Consider the following 17,386-nt stretch of genomic DNA (forward strand, 5'->3'; position numbering starts at 1 on the left):
GATGACCCAGCCAGAGCCTAACTATAAGCGTCACACGGCGCGCTACCGTGCGCGCCGCCGAGCCGCAGATATCCTCTTCGAGGCAGAGTCGCGCGATGTTGATCCGGTAGCAATCGTGGAGGACCGCGTCGAGCTTGCCCGCGATCCGGAAAATGGTGTGGCGCCGATCGCTGAGTACACCCGCGAGATCGTCAGCGGCGCAGCTGAAGAGTTGGACGCTATCGATGACGCCATCGCCCGTTACCTTTCCAGCGAGTGGTCCCTAGAGCGCATCCCTGCTGTTGACCGCGCGATCATGCGCGTGTCAGTCTGGGAGATCCTCTTCAATTCGGATGTTCCCAACGCCACTGCGCTCGTTGAGGGCGTCGAGCTTGCCTCGGAGTACTCCAATGACAAGGCCGCGCCCTACATCCACGCGGTGCTGGATGACGTCATCCAAGCCCAGTCTGCGGATAGCCCGATGGCCTCGGCCCCCGCCGAGGACTCTGAGGAGCCCGCTGAGACTACGGAAACGGAAGGGGACACCGAATAGAACCCCACCGCTAGCGTTAGCTGTTTCGCTAGCTCTCTTCAGAAAAACTCCGGCCAGATTTCCTTTGCGGACTGGCCGGAGTTTTGTCTTGGACGGGTTCAAATAGAAAACTGCCATTGTTGCCAAAGATCTGGCCAGATCTTGAGCCGGGGCGAGAAACTTTGGCAACGAGGGCAGTTGCGGTAGTGCTGCGTGCGTGGTGGTGCAGCGCGCTAGAGCAGCGAAGAGAGGAAATCCTTCGTGCGCTGGTGCTGCGGGTTGTCCAAGAGTTGCTCAGGCGTACCGGTTTCGACGACGCTGCCGCCATCCATGAAGACAATGGTGTCGGCGACCTCCCGGGCAAAGCCCATCTCATGGGTCACGACAAGCATGGTCATGCCGTCGGCGGCAAGCTCCTTCATGACGCGGAGAACCTCACCGACGAGCTCGGGGTCGAGGGCGGAGGTGGGCTCGTCGAAAAGCATCAGCTTCGGGTCCATGGCAACCGCGCGGGCAATGGCGACACGCTGCTGCTGACCACCTGACAGTTGCACCGGATAGGCATCCGCCTTGTGCGCGAGGCCGACCTTGTCCAGCAGCTCCATGGCCTTCTTTTTGGCTTGCTCTGGGCTCTGCTTCTTTACCTGGACCGGTGCCTCGATGATGTTTTCCAGCACGGTGCGGTGGCTAAACAGGTTGAACTGTTGGAAGACCATGCCGATATCCTGGCGCTGGGCTGCGGCTTCCTTCTCGGAGATTTCATAGAGCACGCCGTTGCGCTCGCGGAAACCGATGAGCTCGCCGTCGATGTAGAGGCGGCCTGCCGTGACCTTCTCCAGGTGATTACAGCAGCGCAGGAAGGTGGACTTGCCGGAACCGGAGGGACCCAAGAGGCAGGGGACCTCACCGGGCATGACGGGGAGGTCGATTCCTTTAAGAACCTCGAGCTGGCCGAAGGATTTGTGCACATTCTGCGCGGAGATCATGGGGGTGGTCATTAGTTCTTTACCTCCGGGATGACAGAGACGTTGCGGGGGATAGTTCCTTCGGCATCCGCTAGTGCGGCCAGCTGGCGGCCGGTGAGCTCGCGGGTGGCGCCGCGCTCAAAGCGGCGCTCCAAGAAGTACTGGCCCACCATGAGCAGAGAGGTGATAGCCAGGTACCACGTCGCGGCCACCATCAGAAGCGGAATGGGCTCGAAGAGCGCAGCCGAGATATCCGTGGCGCGGCCAAAAATTTCGGCCGTGTAGGGAATAGCAACCACAAGGGAGGAAGTCTTGAGCAGAGAAATGAACTCATTGCCGGTCGGCGGGATGATGATGCGCATAGCCTGCGGGAGCACCGTGCGGCGCATGGTCATCCACCAACCCATTCCCAGGGCCTTGCTGGCTTCCTTCTGGCCCTCCGGAACAGATGAGATACCGGAGCGGACAATCTCCGCCATGTATGCGGCCTCGTTTAGGCCCAAGCCCAAGACGGAAAGAAGGAATGCGTTAGTGAGCACCTCGGTGAGGGAAATCTCCGCGAATCCTAGGTTGATGGATTGGTAGAGGGCCGAAAGCAGACCCCAGAAGACGAGCTGTACGTAGATTGGCGTGCCACGGAAGAGCCACAGGAAGACCCACGACACGCCTCCCAGCACAGGGTTGGGGGACATGCGCATCACCGCGAGGGCAGCGCCGCCCACGACGCCGATGATCATCGCCAGAATCGTAATGGCAATGGTATGCAGCGCAGCGGTGGCGATCCGGGTATCGAAAAGATACTGGAAATACGTGCCCCACCCGAAGGCCTCATTGCGCGCCGAGGAGATGATGAACCACACTGCAAGCAGCGCGAGGAGGGTAGCGAAGACCCAGCGCCAGGGGTGGCGCAGTGGGCGGGCTTCGATCTTTTCTGGGGTAGTCGAAGCCGACGACTCCGACGCTGCCGGGAGAGAGGAGTTAGTCATTGATCGGCCTTTCATTAATCATTGCGTGCTCGACGAGGCCCTCGTCGACGCCCCACTTATTGAGTATCTCTGCATAGGCTCCGGTGTCGATGAGGTGTTGGAGTGCCGCGGCCACGGCGGGTCCGAGGTCAGAATCCTTGGGCACGGCGAAGCCGTAGGGTGCCGCGTCGAACATTTCGCCGACCATGGACATACGTCCATCTGAGCGGTTAACAGCCCAGGCAGAAACGGGGGAGTCCGCTGAGAGAGCATCAGCGCGCCCCATCAGGACCGCTAGGGCGGCATTATCGCTCGTGTCATAGGGAAGAATGGTCAGGTCGCCGTCGCAGGCTTCCTGCTTGGGGCGCAGATCGTCGGTCTCCGATACCGTGGTGCGCTGCACCGCGACGGTGAGGCCACAGGGGTTGGATGGGTCCACGTCATTGGGGCCATCGGTGAGTTTCGCCCACTGAATGCCGGCATAAAGAATATCGACGAAATCGAAGTTCTCGCGCCGCTCATCGGTATCGGTGAATCCGGAACCGCCCAGATCGATTTGTCCGGCTTGGACCGCCGGCAGAATCATAGAGAAGTCTTGCTCCACCGGCTGAAATTCAAGCCCCAATACTTGGGCGACGGCATTGGCCAAGTCCATCTCTAGGCCGATGATCGAGCCGTCGGAATCCTTGAATTCGAAAGGCGCAAAAGGCGGGTTCGTGCCTACTGTAAGGACGCCATCGGCATCCTCGTACATCGCGGCAATCTCGGGAACTTCGTCCACGTTGGGCGCAGACCAGCCTTCCGGCAGCGCCGGCTCCACGTTGGTAACACAGCCGGAGAGGGTTGCGGATGCTAGCAACCCGGCAGCGCCCACGATGATGGCCGTTTTCTTTCTCATGCTTTAACTCTCTTGGTAGCTAGCGGCTTTGCGCCGGTCCACAACGATGAAAATGGCCACGATAATGCCACCAATCGCGAACATAAGCAGGATCAGTGGTGTGGAGGCGTCTTGGTCAGCGCCCCACGGCCACAACGCACGCAGGGAGCCGAGCATGAAACCAGCCATGGCTGCAAGGGTGACATCGCGGTGATTATCCAGCAGGTAGTTCAATACCTTGACGAAAGCTGCGAGGCCACACACCGCGCCGAGTGCGAAGACACCCACGACGACCATGTTGCGGTCTGAGACCGCACCGATAATCGGCGCGTAGAGGCCCATGGTCAGCAAAATGAGGGAGCCTGACACACCGGGAAGAACGAGCGCGCACACAGCCACCATGGCCGCTAGGAAAACCACGAGCAGGTTGGGGTCTTCCACTGGGGTGGAGGTGAAGCCGGTGACGAAGAAGATTGCGACGGCGGCGATAACAAGCGCGGCGATGGACGCGGGTGAAACGCGCGACATCATGCTCAGCGGCACGATGATAGACACGGCGACCATGCCGAGGAAGAGCGCGCTGGATAGCGAAACCTGGCCCTCCACAAAGTTATGGAGGATCGTGGAGAAGCCGAAAACGGCGACGAACATGCCGACGGCAACGGAGACGAGGAAGCCCCATTCGACCTTCTTGAAACGGCCGGAGATGAGATCATTGGCGTTATGCAAAGCGCGCTCATAGATGCCGACGATGAGCGCAACGGTGCCGCCGGAGATTCCGGGGACTAACTCGGCCATGCCAATAAGGGCGCCGCGAATGGCGTTGAAAAGATAATGCATAAACCGAAAGTAACCTTGACTGTCTACCCGGTGGGATTGCCGTGCCGGGAAGAGCGGGTGAGCAGATGACTTTTTATTCTCTCACCTCAACGCAGGCTTATGCAAACTATTCAATCGGTAGAAGGATATACGCCTTTTACATCGGCAGGCGCTTGGATACTTCGCCGTAGATCGATCCCAGGATGGCGAAGACAGTGAGGCCGACGAGGCCGTCGAGAAGCACTGCGTAGAAATTATTCAGCTGAGGATCGTTGGAGGAAGCCGTGGACTTGCGCAGTTCTTGATAGTAAGAAGATCCTTCAACCTTGGTGGATATCTGCTTGTCCGCGCTAGATTCGGCAGCAGTAGCAGCGGCGGTGCCGCCTACGGTGAGGGCAATGGCGGTGCTCACAGCGATGATAGTGCGACGCATGGCGACGGGTTCCTTTCCGTTGAAAACGCTAACACCCCACAACAAGCTCTGTTGTGGGGTGGAATTGTGCCCCTGGTGAGACTCGAACTCACACTACACGGGTTTTGAATCCGTTGCCTCTGCCAATTGGGCTACAGGGGCGCACAAGCAACGATACTAGCGCAGCGGACCAATTCGAACCTAATTGCCTGCCTGTGGCCCTCGACGGTGTCATTGAGCGCAACACGTTAGGATGGGCCGGGTGACTACTTCTCAGCCTCGACTCCTGCTCATTGATGGCCACTCCATGGCCTTTCGCGCATTTTATGCACTGCCCGCAGAGAACTTCTCCACCTCGGGCGGTCAGCACACTAATGCGGTGTATGGCTTTCTTTCCATGTTGGCGAACATTCTGACTGAGGAAAAGCCGGACTTTGTCGCGGTGGCCTTCGATGTGGGGCGAAAGACCTTCCGCACGGAGATGTTCCCGGAGTATAAGGCGCAGCGTGAAGCCGCCCCCGAAGAGTTCCGCGGCCAGGTCGAGCTCATCCGTGAGGTTTTGGAGACGCTTGGAATCACTACGCTGTCGCGCGATAACTTCGAAGCTGACGACATCGTGGCTACGTTGTCCACTCAGGCCGGCGCGGATTATGAGACCTTCCTGGTCACTGGTGACCGCGACTATTTGCAGCTTGTCGACGACTCCACGACCGTCCTCTATCCCATGCGCGGAGTCTCCAAGCTGCACCGCTTTACCCCGGAGGCAGTAGAAGAGAAGTATGGCCTCAGCCCCGAGCAATACCCAGATTTCGCAGCCCTGCGCGGGGACCCCTCCGATAACCTGCCGTCTGTCCCGAAGGTGGGGGAGAAGACCGCCACGAAGTGGATCACGCAGTACGGCTCTTTGGATGGCCTCATCGAGCACGCCGAGGAGATAAAGGGCGTGGCGGGGCAAAACTTCCGCGATCGCATCGAACAGGTCAAGCTCAACCGACAGCTCACGCAAATGGTGACGGATATGGACCTCGAGGTCGGCCCGGCGGACCTCGGCTTTAAGGGTGCCGTGGCTAGCGAGGTGGCAGCTCGCTTTGATGAATTGGAATTCGGCACGAATCTGCGCGAGCGGGTTCTCAACGCCGTACCGCATGACGCAGCAGCTGAAGCCGCGGCGGCTGAGGAGGCACCAGACGTATCGGTGACCGTGGTAGACACTCCGCTGGCTGAGTGGCTCGAAGACAAAGAACACGTAGCGGTCTTCGTGCAAGGCGACGGAACACCGGGCGCGGGTGATGCCGCCGCACTAGCACTCGTCGATTCCTCCTTCGAGGGACTCCAGATTGAATTGGCGGACCTGGACGCGGCCGATGACGCCGCACTGGCTGCCTGGTTGGAATCGGATGCGCCGAAGTACCTCCACGAGGCAAAGGCGGCATGGCATATGTTGTCCGGCCGGGGAATCGAGCTGCAAGGAATTGCCCACGACACCGCTCTCGCCGCCTATCTCTTGCGGCCGGGCCAGCGCACCTACGCCTTGACGGATGTGTACCAGCGCCATCTGCAGAAGTCCCTCGGGGCTGCCACGGAGCAGCTCTCCCTCTTGGATGACAATCAGCTTGTGGAACAGGCCGGCGCCATCATGGAGCTGGCGGCAGAATTGACGAGTCAACTCCAGGAGATTGATTCCTTCGAGCTGTATACCGACCTCGAGCTGCCTCTGGTGAGCATCCTGGCGCGTATGGAAGCCGCCGGCATCGCGGTGGACCGAGACGTCCTGGAGACGCAGCGCGATGCCTTCATCGAGCAGGTTAACGAGCAAGAGCGCGCTGCCCGCGAGCTCGCTGGTGACGATTCCCTCAATCTGAACTCCCCGAAGCAGCTGCAGGCAGTGCTTTTTGAGACCTTCGATATGCCAAAGACGAAGAAGACCAAGACCGGCTATTCCACCGCGGCCAAGGAAATCGAGCAGCTCGCTGCTACCCACCCGCACCCCTTCTTGGACCACCTGCTGGCGCACCGCGAGTATCAGAAGATGAAAACGACGCTGGAGGGGCTCATCAAGACCATCCAGCCGGATGGCCGCATCCACACCACGTTCAACCAGACTGTGACCTCAACGGGCCGGTTGTCCTCCACGGAGCCGAACCTGCAAAACATTCCGGTGCGCACGGAGGCGGGGCGCCAGATTCGCTCGGCCTTTGTGGTGGGGGAAGGCTATGAAACCCTGATTACGGCGGACTACTCGCAGATCGAGATGCGCGTTATGGCGCACCTGTCTGCTGATCCGGGCCTTATCGAGGCCTACCGTGAGGGCGAGGATCTGCACAACTACGTCGGCTCCAAGGTCTTTGACGTTCCGGTGGATGAGGTCACGCCGGAGCTGCGCCGCCGCGTCAAAGCCATGTCCTATGGCCTTGTGTATGGTCTTTCCGCTTATGGTCTGTCGCAGCAGCTAGGTATCCCGGCACGTGAAGCCAAGGAGATCATGGAGAGCTATTTCGAACGCTTCGGTGGCGTGAAGCGCTATCTCGATGAGGTTGTCGTGCAGGCCCGCAAGGATGGCTACACCTCCACGGTCTTCGGGCGCCGCCGCTATCTACCGGAGCTCAACTCCGATAACCGTGTGGCGCGCGAAAACGCCGAGCGTGCGGCCCTCAATGCGCCCATCCAGGGCACAGCGGCAGACATCATCAAGGTCGCCATGATCCGCGTGGACAAGGCTTTGGAAGGCATGGCTTCGCGCGTGCTCCTCCAAGTTCACGACGAACTCGTCGTGGAGGTGGCGACAGGTGAAACCGAGGAAGTCCAGCGCATCCTCGAACACGAGATGGACAAGGCTATCGAGTTGACCGTGCCCCTCGAAGTCTCCGTGGGCGTGGGCAAGAACTGGGATGCCGCAGCGCACTAGGGAGCGCTTTAGGGATTTAAGTCAAGCCCACCGCGCGCTCGTCCTCGGTGGGCGTGCGGCGCTCCACCAAGCACCCGGCGAGGAGATCGAAGGGAGTTTGTCCCAGCAGTAGGACGCTCAATCCGAGGATGGCCAAAATGGTTGCCTCAACATAGGGGAGTCCTGTCAGTGCAACAAGGGTGAGGAGTAGCCAGCTGTTGCGAATTGCAGCGCTGGCGATGCCGGGATGCTCAGCAATGACCTCCAGCTTTAGCGACCACTTACCCAGGGAGGTCTGCTTTGTCGCCTCCGCCCACACACGGTAGACGTAGAAGACGAGGGCGAGGGCGACGATGTCATATATGGCGCCCGCCCTGCCTGTGAGTGCGGCATCGGTGCTGAGGTTGATGAGCCACTTGAGCACCACGATCACGGCGGCGGCAAGGAAGGCGTCGATCCACCACGCCACCGTGCGGCGCAGAAAGATCCCGAGGCGTTCTTGAAGCATGACTGCCAGCTTAGTTCGCTGCGGCCGGCAAACTCCGCAACAGGGTGGGCGGTGCCGGCCTAGCGCGCTTCGCAGACGAAGATGGCGGTACCGGGGAAAATGGCTCCCCTTTCAGGAGACCACTGGCCCCAAGTGATGTCGAGGCCCTCTGGCCACTCGGGCTCGATGAGGTTGTAAATTTCAAATGAACCACGCACCTGGAGCGCTCGCACCCAATCGCCCATCGTGCGGTGAAACTCAGCATAGGTGAGCTCGCCGTTGGCATCCTGCTCGAGGTAGGCGCGCTCGAAATAGGACAGCTGTGCAGTGAGGTCCTGTGGATCATCGGGGAAGACCCAACGCATGGGGTGTGGCACAGAAAAGACGAAGCGGCCACGAGGGCGCAGAACGCGGTGAACTTCGTACAGTGCCTGGTCAAGGTCGGCTACGAAGGGAAGGGCCCCGAAGGCAGAAAAAGCGATGTCAAAGACTTTATCGCGATAGGGAAGCGCCAGGGCATCTGCTTGAACGAGCGGTAGGCCAGTCTCGGCATGGGAGAGCATTCCAGGCGAGAGATCGAAGCCCGTCGCAAAGCGCGCGCGTCCTTGCAACCACTGCGTGCACGGCGCGGAGCCGCAGCCGAGCTCGAGGACGGTAGCGGAGGAGACGTCGCCAAGCAGCTGCGCTTCAGCCTCATGCAGCATTTCCGGACACCAGTAGAAAGAGGATAGATACTCGGGATGATCTGCGTGGTAGGAGTCGGCGTCATCATCCCAGAAATTACGATTGGCTGCGGATGCAGAAAACGATGCTGAAGACATTCTTCCTTTCCCAATTCTTTTTCCATGTCGTATTTGCCGTTTTAGCTGCGAGGATGTAGGGTTGTACGGGCGTGTCTATGACTCGGGACGCGCTGGGCTACTGTAGGAGAGCTTGGCACGGCTGCGAGTCGGGATTGGAATCCATCTTAAGCCTTGCGTATTTACGCTGCTTAATGACGCTTTTCAAGAGACGCGTAACTGTCCAATTACGATCTCCTACGTTTATTCGGAGCATAACTACATGCCAACTTCTAACACCCCTCAGGTTGCGATCAACGACATCGGAACCGCAGAGGACTTCCTCGCAGCTGTCGACGCCACCATCAAGTACTTCAACGATGGTGACATCGTCGAGGGCACCGTGGTCAAGGTTGACCACGACGAGGTCCTGCTCGACATCGGTTACAAGACCGAAGGCGTCATCCCGTCCCGCGAGCTCTCCATCAAGCACGACGTCAACCCGGATGAGGTTGTCGAGGTCGGCGACGAGATCGACGCTCTTGTTCTCACCAAGGAGGACAAGGAAGGCCGTCTGATCCTGTCCAAGAAGCGCGCACAGTACGAGCGCGCTTGGGGCGCCGTCGAAGAGCTGCACGCCAAGGAGGAGCCGGTTACCGGTACCGTCATCGAGGTTGTCAAGGGTGGTCTCATCCTGGACATCGGCCTCCGTGGCTTCCTCCCGGCTTCCCTCGTTGAGATGCGCCGCGTTCGCGACCTGGAGCCGTACATCGGCCAGGAGCTCGAGGCCAAGATCATCGAGCTGGACAAGCAGCGCAACAACGTTGTCCTGTCCCGCCGCGCATACCTCGAGCAGACCCAGTCCGAGGTCCGCTCCGAGTTCCTGCACCAGCTGCAGAAGGGCCAGGTCCGCAAGGGCGTTGTCTCCTCCATCGTCAACTTCGGCGCCTTCGTCGATCTCGGCGGTGTCGACGGCCTGGTTCACGTTTCCGAGCTGTCCTGGAAGCACATCGACCACCCGTCCGAGGTTGTCACCGTGGGCGACGAGGTCACCGTCGAGGTCCTCGACGTCGACCTGGACCGCGAGCGCGTGTCCCTGTCCCTGAAGGCAACCCAGGAGGATCCGTGGCGCGTCTTCGCCCGCACTCACGCTGTGGGCCAGATCGTCCCGGGCAAGGTCACCAAGCTCGTTCCGTTCGGCGCCTTCGTTCGCGTCGAGGAGGGCATCGAGGGCCTCGTCCACATCTCCGAGCTGGCTCAGCGCCACGTGGAGGTTCCGGACCAGGTTGTCAACGTTGGCCAGGAAGTCATGGTCAAGGTCATCGACATCGACCTCGAGCGTCGCCGCATCTCCCTGTCCGTTAAGCAGGCAGACGAGGACTACACCGACGAGTTCGATCCGTCCAAGTACGGCATGGCTGACTCCTACGACGAGCAGGGCAACTACGTGTTCCCGGAGGGCTTCGACCCGGAGACCAACGAGTGGCTCGAGGGCTACGACGAGCAGCGCCAGGCTTGGGAGGCTCGCTACGCCGAGTCCGAGCGTCGCTTCAACCTGCACACCGCTCAGATCGAGCGCAACCGTGCTGCAGCCGCTGAGGCCGCCGAGTCCGCTGCCAACTCCAACTACTCTTCCGAGTCTCAGGATGCAGCTCCGGCATCCGATTCTCAGGCAGAGGTTGGCGGCTCCCTCGCATCCGACGAGCAGCTCGCTGCTCTTCGCGACAAGCTCGCTGGCAACTAAGGACATTGCTTCTTAGGAAAGGCCGTCTTTTCCCGCTGGGGGAGAGGCGGCCTTTCGCGTATCCTAAGCCGGTATGAAACTGATTGGACTTACCGGCGGAATCGGCAGCGGAAAATCCACCGTAGCGCAGCTCCTCGTGCAGGAAGGCTGGGTACTGGTCGATGCAGACCGCATCGCCCGTGACATCGTTGAGCCAGGCCAGCCGGCACTCACTGAGCTGGCGGAGGCCTTTGGGCAGGACATTCTGCTCCCCGATGGGAGCCTTGATCGCGGTCTCTTGGCCTCCCGCGCTTTTGCCAGCGCCGAGAAAACCGCTGTTCTCAACTCCATTACCCACCCGCGTATCCAGGAAGAAACCCAGGCACGCTTCGAGGCAGCGCGCCAAGGCGGTGCCGAGTTCGTGGTTTATGACATGCCGCTCCTCGTCGATAAAGGGCTCCACGGAGACATGGACGCCACCATCGTCGTCGACGTCGACGCAGAGGAGCGAGTACGCCGACTAGTCGAGTACCGCGGCCTGGAGGAAACCGATGCACGCCGCCGCATAGCCGCGCAGCTCCCCGACGATGTGCGCCGTGCCGCCGCCGACTTCGTCATTGATAACAACGGCCCCCGCGAAGCGCTCGATGGGCAGGTCGCGGGGGTCGTCGAGAAGCTGCGTGCACTCCTAGGCTCACCCGATAGCTAAGAATCTCTTTCTAACTATCGCGTTGCTACGACGTCTGAGACGGCGATGTGGTCATTGTTTTCCATGTCTTCACCCACAAAATCGAGGTCCGTGCGCATGAGCATGGTGTTGTAGTCGCGCCACGACGTTAGCGTGTAATACAGGTGCTGATCATCCTGGTTCGGCAGCACGAAGGGCGCGTAGGTGTCGTTCAGAGGTTGGCCGCTGACGACCTTTGTCGTCTCGGCGCTGACTAGCATGCGGCGTGGCGACCACGGTCCCTCCGGACTATCCGCAGTGCGCATGACGATGCCTTCACCTTCCACCCCGTACATGGTGACGAACTTGCCCAAGTACTGGTTGTAGGCGACGGAGAGCTCTGAGACCTTACCGTCAAGCACTTCGCTAGCTTGTGCGGGGTCCTTTACCCAGGAGCCATCAGAGTAGTAGCTGAAGGCACGTTCGTTGGGGAATTCCGATTTCAGCGCGCGCGACAGGTAAGCGGGGCCGCGGCGGCCGTTGCCCGTGGTGAAGCGGTAGACATAATCCCCGTGCTCGACAAAGGCCGATTGCTGCAGTTTCTCAAAACCGGCGCGATAGTTGGCGCCACCAGGGATTGGCGCGTTCGCACCGTGGCTGGCGTTGGTGCGTGTGGCCTCCGGAACCGCGCGCCAGGTGACTCCGCCATCAGTGGACTTCACCGTCGCCGCATAGTTGGTGGACCAGCCAGTGTTCGGGTCGTGCCAGGAGCGCACGGACATGTAGTCCACGTAATGCACGCCGTCAACGACGATCCCCGCCGTGGGAATCGTGGTGCGCTCACCGTTGGTATCGGCGTCCCCAACCTTCTGCGAAGGAATGAATTCCTTTGCCCGGCCATTGGTGGACCAGCCGCCAGTAGTCAGTGCCTCCTCGAGACGCAGGCCGTCGCCATAGTCGTGGTCCGTCGTGCGCAGCAAGAGGTTGGAGCGCCAACCATCGCCCTCGCCGACGCAGTCCATGGAGTCACCGAAGACGTAGTAGGAATGACCTGTGTCATCAGAGTAGGCGATGCCCAGATCGGTCCCGGAGATGCCAAACTTTTGATCCGTGCGGTTGGGCGAACCGGAACCGGTGATCAGCTGCATGATCTGGGTGGGCCCGCCAGTAATTTGGCGCTGGTTATAGTTGCTGCGCTGCCCATTCGCAGACTCTCCCCGCTTTCCCGAACGGGAGGAGCTGCCGAAGAGCGCATCGAGCCCACCGAGAGAGGATCCACCGGCTGGACCGGAAGCCTTCGGAGTGGAGGTAAAGCTACCAGACTTCGAGTAGGGCGTACACGGCGCGGCGAGGGCCGATGGTGTCTGGGTTAGTACGGCGAGAGGGAGCAGCCCGGCAATCGTCAGGGTGCTGGCAAGGGAACGGAACTTCATGCCAGCCGATTCTAAAGGAAGGCAGGAACTTTTAAAGGATATGGCGGGTAAAATTTACCTGCTGCTCTCATCCCGTTCATGTAAGCGGTTTATTCTCCCCCTTCATGGGAACCTGGGACGTTGGGCCTTTTGATAATCATGCCGCGTGCGAAGTGCTCGCGGATATTCGTGATGGTTCCTTCGACCTTGATGCATTCAAAAAGAGCTGCGTGGATTCGCCCATTGATATCGACGACGCCGAGATTGTCATCGCCTTGGGAGCGCTGGCCACGGCGCCGGCCGACAAGCTGCCTCCGGGGATCAGCGCTGACGCTGTCAAGGCGCTGCGCACACCGCAGACTCGGGCGTGGTTGCGCAAGCGGATCAACACGGCGATGGAGCCGGACAAATCCGCAATCTATGCGCTCTGGGAGACCACCGGTGAGCTCGAGCTGTGGCTGCGCACCACGCGTGCGGCGCTGCCCTAAGCCGCTGTCCTAGCCGGTTTCGTCCGCGCCGCGTTAGACTGGTCGGCATGGCTTTTGCTGCTGAACACCCTATCCTGCCGGTCTCTGAACACCGCCCAGTCGGCGAAGTTGAGCGCCGCTCGGCCGAGTTTCGTGTTGAGTCCGAGTACCAGCCCGCCGGTGACCAACCTGCGGCTATCGCGGAACTCAACGAACGCCTCAACCGCGGAGAGCGCGACGTGGTCCTCATGGGTGCCACGGGCACCGGTAAGTCAGCGACTGCTGCGTGGCTCATTGAACAGCAGCAACGCCCGACACTGGTGATGGCGCCGAATAAGACACTAGCAGCACAGCTGGCAAATGAGCTGCGCCAACTCCTTCCACACAACGCGGTGGAGTATTTCGTCTCCTATTACGACTACTATCAACCGGAGGCCTATATCGCGCAGACGGACACCTACATTGAGAAGGATTCTTCTATCAACGAGGATGTGGAACGCCTGCGCCACTCGGCAACGTCGGCCCTGCTCTCTCGCCGTGATGTCGTCGTCGTCTCCTCAGTGTCCTGCATCTATGGCCTAGGCACGCCGCAGTCCTACCTTGACCGCTCCGTCGTGCTCGAGGAGGGGGAGGAGATTGACCGCGATCGCTTCCTGCGCTTGCTAGTCGATATTCAGTATGAGCGCAATGACGTGGGCTTTACACGCGGAACCTTCCGCGTCAAGGGCGATACCGTGGATATTATCCCCGCCTACGAAGAGCGCGCGGTGCGCATCGAGTTCTTCGGCGATGACGTGGACGAGCTCTATTACATCCACCCCTTGACGGGCGACGTACTGGAGCGGGTCGATGAGGTAAGAATCTTCCCCGCAACGCATTATGTAGCAGGCCCAGAGCGTATGGCCCGTGCCATTGAGGACATCAAGGAGGAGCTCGCGGAGCGCCTCGCCGAGCTGGAGAACCGCGGCAAGTTGCTCGAAGCGCAGCGCCTGCGTATGCGTACCGAATACGACCTCGAGATGATTGAGCAGGTGGGCTTTTGCTCCGGCATTGAGAACTATTCGCGCCACGTTGATGGCCGCCCCGCCGGTTCCGCGCCGGCGACGCTCTTGGATTATTTCCCAGAGGACTTCCTCACCATCATCGATGAGTCCCACGTGACCGTTCCGCAGATCGGCGGCATGTTTGAGGGCGATATGGCGCGCAAGCGCAACCTCGTGGAGTTTGGCTTCCGCCTTCCTTCTGCCGTAGACAACCGGCCGTTGACCTTCGATGAGTTTGAGGAGCGCGTGGGCCAAACCGTCTACATGTCGGCCACACCGGGCGATTTCGAAATGACGGCTTCCGGCGGCGAGTTCGTGGAACAGGTCATTCGCCCCACCGGCCTCGTAGACCCCAAGGTGACGGTCAAGCCCACCAAGGGCCAGATTGATGATCTCATCGATGAGGTTCGCGCCCGTACCGCGAAGCAGGAGCGCGTCCTAGTCACGACCTTGACCAAACGTATGGCGGAGGACCTCACAGATTACTTGCTGGAACACGGCATCAAGGTGCGCTACCTCCACTCGGATATTGACACGCTCCAGCGCGTGGAGCTGTTGCGCCAGCTGCGCTTGGGTGAGTTCGATGTCCTCGTGGGCATCAACCTGCTGCGTGAGGGTCTTGATCTTCCCGAGGTGTCGCTCGTCGCCATCTTGGATGCCGATAAGGAAGGTTTCCTGCGCTCCACCACCTCGCTTATTCAGACGATCGGCCGCGCCGCACGAAACGTCTCCGGGGAGGTCATCATGTACGCGGATAAAATCACGGACTCGATGCAGGAAGCCATCGAGGAGACTGAACGCCGCCGTGAGAAGCAGATTGCGTATAACAAGGAGCACGGCATTGACCCGCAGCCGCTGCGCAAAAAGATCGCCGATATCTTGGACCAGGTCTATGAGAACGCCGATGAGCAGGGGCAAGACGCGGATCCCACGGCAATCGTCGACAAGCCGGATGTGTCCTCCATGGCAGCCGACGAGGTGCAGGCGCTTATCGACGACCTGACGACCCAAATGCGAGAGGCCGCCCGAGAGCTCAAGTTCGAGTTGGCGGGGCGTTTGCGCGATGAGATCGCTGATCTGAAAAAGGAGCAACGCGGTCTTAAGGAAGCCGGGATCTAATGAAGCGCGCCAGTACTCAGAGTTTTACCCACTCAATGTGCGGGTAAAACCCGTCTCTGCGTAGAAGACCGTGTCATACTGTTAAGGATTAATCGCTACTTATAAGGAGAATCATGCTGAGCTACAACGTCATCGCCGTCGGAACCGATGGCTCTCAGACTTCCATGCGCGCTGTCCGTTCTGCCGCATCCATGGCGCGCGCCTATGACGCGACGCTGATTATCGTGTCCGCTTTCTACAACCACTCTGGTTCGATGCTCGGCGCCCCGAACTCGGAGGACGCACGAGTACCGGTGGTGAGCGAGGAGATGTCGGAAAGCTTCCTCAGCAATGCCGCGGAGATCGCGCACGGTGAGGGTGCGAAGCGCATTGAAATCATTGCTAAGTCCGGTGACCCTGTGAATTCGCTCCTCGAGGTGGGCAAGGACTACGACGTTGATATGTTCGTCGTGGGCAACAAAGGAATTCACTCGGTGCGCGGTCGCGTGTTTGGCTCGGTAGCGACGGAGCTCACGCGCAAGGCCCACGCCGACGTCGTGGTGGTCAACACCACTGACTAGGGCAGTGTACCGCGCGCGTATCCTCGTGCGCGCTGATCGACGTGAACGCGCCAGCGTTGTTAGACTAGCTGGTGCGCAAAAGCTTTAAAATTTTGTCAAGCGGTGGCCCCACGGTTGGGGCCAGCGAAGAAAGGTCATCATGAGCGATTACAACAAGATCGTGGTCGGTACCGACGGTTCCAAGTCCTCCTTGCTCGCAGTGGAGCGTGCCGCCAAGATCGCCGCAGCCTTCGATGCCACCCTCATCATCGGTTGCGCCTACTACGAGAATCAGGAGCAGGCTTCCAAGACGCTGCGCCAGGATTCCGTGACGATTCTCGGTGATGAGAAGGCCCAGGCCAACCTCGCTTCCGGCAAGGAACACGCAGAGAAGTTCGGCGTGACGAAGGTGGAGACCGCTGTGCGCCCGGGAACCCCGGTTCAGGCCCTGATGTCTATCGTCAACGACAACAAGGCAGACCTGCTCGTCGTTGGTAACCGCGGAATTAACTCCCTGACCGGCCGCCTCCTCGGTTCGGTTCCGGCGGATGTCGCACGTCAGTCTGACTGTGACGTCATGATTGTTCACACTGTGAGCTAGGACGCTAGTCGTCACGGCGCGCATGCTCCGGAGAAGTCCTTAGCATTGAGGAAGTCTCTGGGCCTGCGCGCCGTTTTGTTTCTAACGAGCTTTAGTTGCTCAATCGCAGCTCGCGGTAAGCGCGGGCAAGAACGTCGCCATCCGTCCCCTGAATGAGTGGGATATCGAAGGAGGTCTGCTCGTTGACCTTCACCAAAGGCGCGAGCGAACCGTGTGCGAGCAGCTGTTCCTGCGGGCTGAGGTTGCGGATCGCCACGGCCGCTACGTGGTTGGGGTGCTCCGCCGCCGCGTCGGCATAGGTAAGCGGATCGTGCTGACCGTCGTCGCCGATGAGCAGCCAGCGGAGCTTCGGGAAAGCAATGAAGAGGTTGCGGAGCTGCACGCGCTTGTGCTCCTGACCATTGCGGAAGAGGCCGGTGGGGGTAGGACCCCAGTCTGTCAGCAGCAGGGGACCACGCGGGAAGCCCTTCTCCGCCATGAAGTTAACCAAGGTGTCGTAGGTGTTCCAGGCGCCGGTGGAGAGGTAAATGAAGGGGATATCGGGGTGCTGTTGGGCGATTTCCCGGTAGAACCGTGCCATACCTTCGACGGGGGTGCGGGTATTGGTGCGTTTAACCCACGAGTTCCATGCTGCGATCATTGCGCGCGGGAGCCACGTCACCATGATGGTGTCATCTATATCGCTGACCACACCGAACGTGGTGTCCTTGTCCACGATGAGGACTTCCGAGGTCACCGCGTCCGCGCCCTTGGCACGGATGGTGACCTCGTGCCAGCCGGGCTCTAGGCCGTGGTTGTAAACGAGGATATCGATGTAGCCGTTGTCGTTGGTGGTTCCCGATACCGTCTTCCCACCAACCGTGACTTCGACCTCGTGGTCTGTGACCTGAATGGTGAAGAACTGGCGGTAGCCACGCTGCGCCCAGGTATCCGTTTCTTCAGCCGTCGGGTCATGCATGAGGACACGGCCCAGAACACGGACGAATTCTTCATTACCGTAACCGGCATAGCCAGTGATGCTGGGCTGCCACCCTTTACGCGCCGAGCGCTTGAGCGAGAGGGAATTGACAGTGAATTCGACTTTGCGGGCGATATCGGAAAGAGCCATGGGCACCA

At 60.0% G+C, this 17,386-nt stretch carries 17 protein-coding genes and 1 tRNA gene; 8 read left to right on the forward strand and 10 right to left on the reverse strand.

Features of this window, described 5'->3' with window-relative positions; genetic code table 11:
* Position 1 precedes the first annotated feature (1 nt).
* Complete coding sequence (nusB, locus tag HMPREF2635_RS04130; RefSeq protein WP_070545649.1) at positions 2-532, forward strand: transcription antitermination factor NusB; 531 nt, start codon at positions 2-4, stop codon at positions 530-532.
* A 212-nt stretch (positions 533-744) separates the two neighbouring features.
* Here nusB and HMPREF2635_RS04135 read toward each other — a convergent pair whose 3' ends face one another.
* From HMPREF2635_RS04135 to HMPREF2635_RS04160, 6 genes are all read right to left on the reverse strand, one after another.
* A complete protein-coding gene (locus HMPREF2635_RS04135; protein WP_070821312.1) occupies positions 745-1,509 on the reverse strand; it encodes an amino acid ABC transporter ATP-binding protein in 765 nt (254 codons plus the stop codon).
* Positions 1,509-2,462 (reverse strand): amino acid ABC transporter permease, encoded by a 954-nt coding sequence (locus HMPREF2635_RS04140; RefSeq protein ID WP_070513263.1) that lies wholly within the window; start codon positions 2,460-2,462, stop codon positions 1,509-1,511. The genes HMPREF2635_RS04135 and HMPREF2635_RS04140 overlap by 1 nt, the downstream gene beginning before the upstream one ends.
* Positions 2,455-3,339, reverse strand: a complete 885-nt coding sequence (locus tag HMPREF2635_RS04145) for an ABC transporter substrate-binding protein (RefSeq protein WP_049154587.1) — start codon at positions 3,337-3,339, stop codon at positions 2,455-2,457. The genes HMPREF2635_RS04140 and HMPREF2635_RS04145 overlap by 8 nt, the downstream gene beginning before the upstream one ends.
* Positions 3,340-3,342: 3 nt before the next feature.
* The gene (locus HMPREF2635_RS04150; RefSeq protein ID WP_070545652.1) at positions 3,343-4,158 is read right to left on the reverse strand and encodes a DUF368 domain-containing protein; all 816 of its coding nucleotides are present in this window, start codon (positions 4,156-4,158) and stop codon (positions 3,343-3,345) included.
* A 136-nt stretch (positions 4,159-4,294) separates the two neighbouring features.
* A complete protein-coding gene (locus HMPREF2635_RS04155) occupies positions 4,295-4,570 on the reverse strand; it encodes a hypothetical protein (RefSeq protein WP_046648545.1) in 276 nt (91 codons plus the stop codon).
* A gap of 67 nt (positions 4,571-4,637) precedes the next feature.
* Positions 4,638-4,711: transfer RNA gene (locus HMPREF2635_RS04160), tRNA-Leu, on the reverse strand.
* 91 nt (positions 4,712-4,802) lie between these two features.
* Between HMPREF2635_RS04160 and polA the strand changes: the two genes are divergently transcribed.
* Positions 4,803-7,454: a DNA polymerase I gene (gene polA / locus HMPREF2635_RS04165; protein WP_070545655.1), complete on the forward strand. Its 2,652-nt coding sequence runs from the start codon at positions 4,803-4,805 to the stop codon at positions 7,452-7,454.
* Positions 7,455-7,470: 16 nt separating this feature from the next.
* Here polA and HMPREF2635_RS04170 read toward each other — a convergent pair whose 3' ends face one another.
* Both HMPREF2635_RS04170 and HMPREF2635_RS04175 read right to left on the reverse strand, forming a co-directional pair.
* Positions 7,471-7,941, reverse strand: coding sequence for an RDD family protein (locus HMPREF2635_RS04170; protein ID WP_070516960.1), 471 nt, complete (start codon positions 7,939-7,941; stop codon positions 7,471-7,473).
* A gap of 59 nt (positions 7,942-8,000) precedes the next feature.
* Positions 8,001-8,741: a class I SAM-dependent DNA methyltransferase gene (locus HMPREF2635_RS04175; RefSeq protein WP_070516962.1), complete on the reverse strand. Its 741-nt coding sequence runs from the start codon at positions 8,739-8,741 to the stop codon at positions 8,001-8,003.
* A gap of 241 nt (positions 8,742-8,982) precedes the next feature.
* Between HMPREF2635_RS04175 and rpsA the strand changes: the two genes are divergently transcribed.
* Positions 8,983-10,443 (forward strand): 30S ribosomal protein S1, encoded by a 1,461-nt coding sequence (gene rpsA / locus HMPREF2635_RS04180; protein WP_010190105.1) that lies wholly within the window; start codon positions 8,983-8,985, stop codon positions 10,441-10,443.
* A gap of 73 nt (positions 10,444-10,516) precedes the next feature.
* Positions 10,517-11,131, forward strand: coding sequence for a dephospho-CoA kinase (coaE, locus tag HMPREF2635_RS04185; protein WP_049154593.1), 615 nt, complete (start codon positions 10,517-10,519; stop codon positions 11,129-11,131).
* A 14-nt stretch (positions 11,132-11,145) separates the two neighbouring features.
* On the opposite strand, the gene HMPREF2635_RS04190 is transcribed toward coaE, so the two are convergent.
* The gene (locus tag HMPREF2635_RS04190; RefSeq protein WP_070516964.1) at positions 11,146-12,522 is read right to left on the reverse strand and encodes a DUF4185 domain-containing protein; all 1,377 of its coding nucleotides are present in this window, start codon (positions 12,520-12,522) and stop codon (positions 11,146-11,148) included.
* A gap of 104 nt (positions 12,523-12,626) precedes the next feature.
* Here HMPREF2635_RS04190 and HMPREF2635_RS04195 point away from each other — a divergent pair, with 104 nt between their 5' ends.
* From HMPREF2635_RS04195 to HMPREF2635_RS04210, 4 genes are all read left to right on the forward strand, one after another.
* Entirely contained in the window at positions 12,627-12,989 is a 363-nt protein-coding gene (locus tag HMPREF2635_RS04195; protein ID WP_046648539.1) for a DUF4259 domain-containing protein, read from the forward strand.
* A 47-nt stretch (positions 12,990-13,036) separates the two neighbouring features.
* On the forward strand, positions 13,037-15,130 hold the full coding sequence (uvrB, locus tag HMPREF2635_RS04200; RefSeq protein WP_046648538.1) for an excinuclease ABC subunit UvrB: 2,094 nt from the start codon (positions 13,037-13,039) through the stop codon (positions 15,128-15,130).
* Between the two features lie 113 nt (positions 15,131-15,243).
* Positions 15,244-15,690: a universal stress protein gene (locus tag HMPREF2635_RS04205; RefSeq protein WP_010190093.1), complete on the forward strand. Its 447-nt coding sequence runs from the start codon at positions 15,244-15,246 to the stop codon at positions 15,688-15,690.
* A gap of 139 nt (positions 15,691-15,829) precedes the next feature.
* Positions 15,830-16,270 carry a universal stress protein gene (locus HMPREF2635_RS04210; protein WP_046648537.1) on the forward strand — a complete coding sequence of 147 codons (441 nt, stop codon included), beginning with the start codon at positions 15,830-15,832 and terminating at the stop codon, positions 16,268-16,270.
* Between the two features lie 91 nt (positions 16,271-16,361).
* Here HMPREF2635_RS04210 and HMPREF2635_RS04215 read toward each other — a convergent pair whose 3' ends face one another.
* Positions 16,362-17,378 carry an App1 family protein gene (locus HMPREF2635_RS04215; RefSeq protein ID WP_046648536.1) on the reverse strand — a complete coding sequence of 339 codons (1,017 nt, stop codon included), beginning with the start codon at positions 17,376-17,378 and terminating at the stop codon, positions 16,362-16,364.
* Positions 17,379-17,386: the final 8 nt, after the last annotated feature.

Source organism: Corynebacterium sp. HMSC035E02 (assembly GCF_001836065.1).
Classification (GTDB): domain Bacteria; phylum Actinomycetota; class Actinomycetes; order Mycobacteriales; family Mycobacteriaceae; genus Corynebacterium; species Corynebacterium hiratae.

What these genes read in the sequence shown, in the direction of transcription:
- nusB (WP_070545649.1), top strand. Translation starts at nt 2, where the DNA reads ATGACCCAGCCAGAGCCTAACTATAAGCGTCACACGGCGCGCTACCGT.
- HMPREF2635_RS04135 (WP_070821312.1), bottom strand. Translation starts at nt 1,509, where the DNA reads ATGACCACCCCCATGATCTCCGCGCAGAATGTGCACAAATCCTTCGGC.
- HMPREF2635_RS04140 (WP_070513263.1), bottom strand. Translation starts at nt 2,462, where the DNA reads ATGACTAACTCCTCTCTCCCGGCAGCGTCGGAGTCGTCGGCTTCGACT.
- HMPREF2635_RS04145 (WP_049154587.1), bottom strand. Translation starts at nt 3,339, where the DNA reads ATGAGAAAGAAAACGGCCATCATCGTGGGCGCTGCCGGGTTGCTAGCA.
- HMPREF2635_RS04150 (WP_070545652.1), bottom strand. Translation starts at nt 4,158, where the DNA reads ATGCATTATCTTTTCAACGCCATTCGCGGCGCCCTTATTGGCATGGCC.
- HMPREF2635_RS04155 (WP_046648545.1), bottom strand. Translation starts at nt 4,570, where the DNA reads ATGCGTCGCACTATCATCGCTGTGAGCACCGCCATTGCCCTCACCGTA.
- polA (WP_070545655.1), top strand. Translation starts at nt 4,803, where the DNA reads ATGGGCCGGGTGACTACTTCTCAGCCTCGACTCCTGCTCATTGATGGC.
- HMPREF2635_RS04170 (WP_070516960.1), bottom strand. Translation starts at nt 7,941, where the DNA reads ATGCTTCAAGAACGCCTCGGGATCTTTCTGCGCCGCACGGTGGCGTGG.
- HMPREF2635_RS04175 (WP_070516962.1), bottom strand. Translation starts at nt 8,741, where the DNA reads ATGTCTTCAGCATCGTTTTCTGCATCCGCAGCCAATCGTAATTTCTGG.
- rpsA (WP_010190105.1), top strand. Translation starts at nt 8,983, where the DNA reads ATGCCAACTTCTAACACCCCTCAGGTTGCGATCAACGACATCGGAACC.
- coaE (WP_049154593.1), top strand. Translation starts at nt 10,517, where the DNA reads ATGAAACTGATTGGACTTACCGGCGGAATCGGCAGCGGAAAATCCACC.
- HMPREF2635_RS04190 (WP_070516964.1), bottom strand. Translation starts at nt 12,522, where the DNA reads ATGAAGTTCCGTTCCCTTGCCAGCACCCTGACGATTGCCGGGCTGCTC.
- HMPREF2635_RS04195 (WP_046648539.1), top strand. Translation starts at nt 12,627, where the DNA reads ATGGGAACCTGGGACGTTGGGCCTTTTGATAATCATGCCGCGTGCGAA.
- uvrB (WP_046648538.1), top strand. Translation starts at nt 13,037, where the DNA reads ATGGCTTTTGCTGCTGAACACCCTATCCTGCCGGTCTCTGAACACCGC.
- HMPREF2635_RS04205 (WP_010190093.1), top strand. Translation starts at nt 15,244, where the DNA reads ATGCTGAGCTACAACGTCATCGCCGTCGGAACCGATGGCTCTCAGACT.
- HMPREF2635_RS04210 (WP_046648537.1), top strand. Translation starts at nt 15,830, where the DNA reads ATGAGCGATTACAACAAGATCGTGGTCGGTACCGACGGTTCCAAGTCC.
- HMPREF2635_RS04215 (WP_046648536.1), bottom strand. Translation starts at nt 17,378, where the DNA reads ATGGCTCTTTCCGATATCGCCCGCAAAGTCGAATTCACTGTCAATTCC.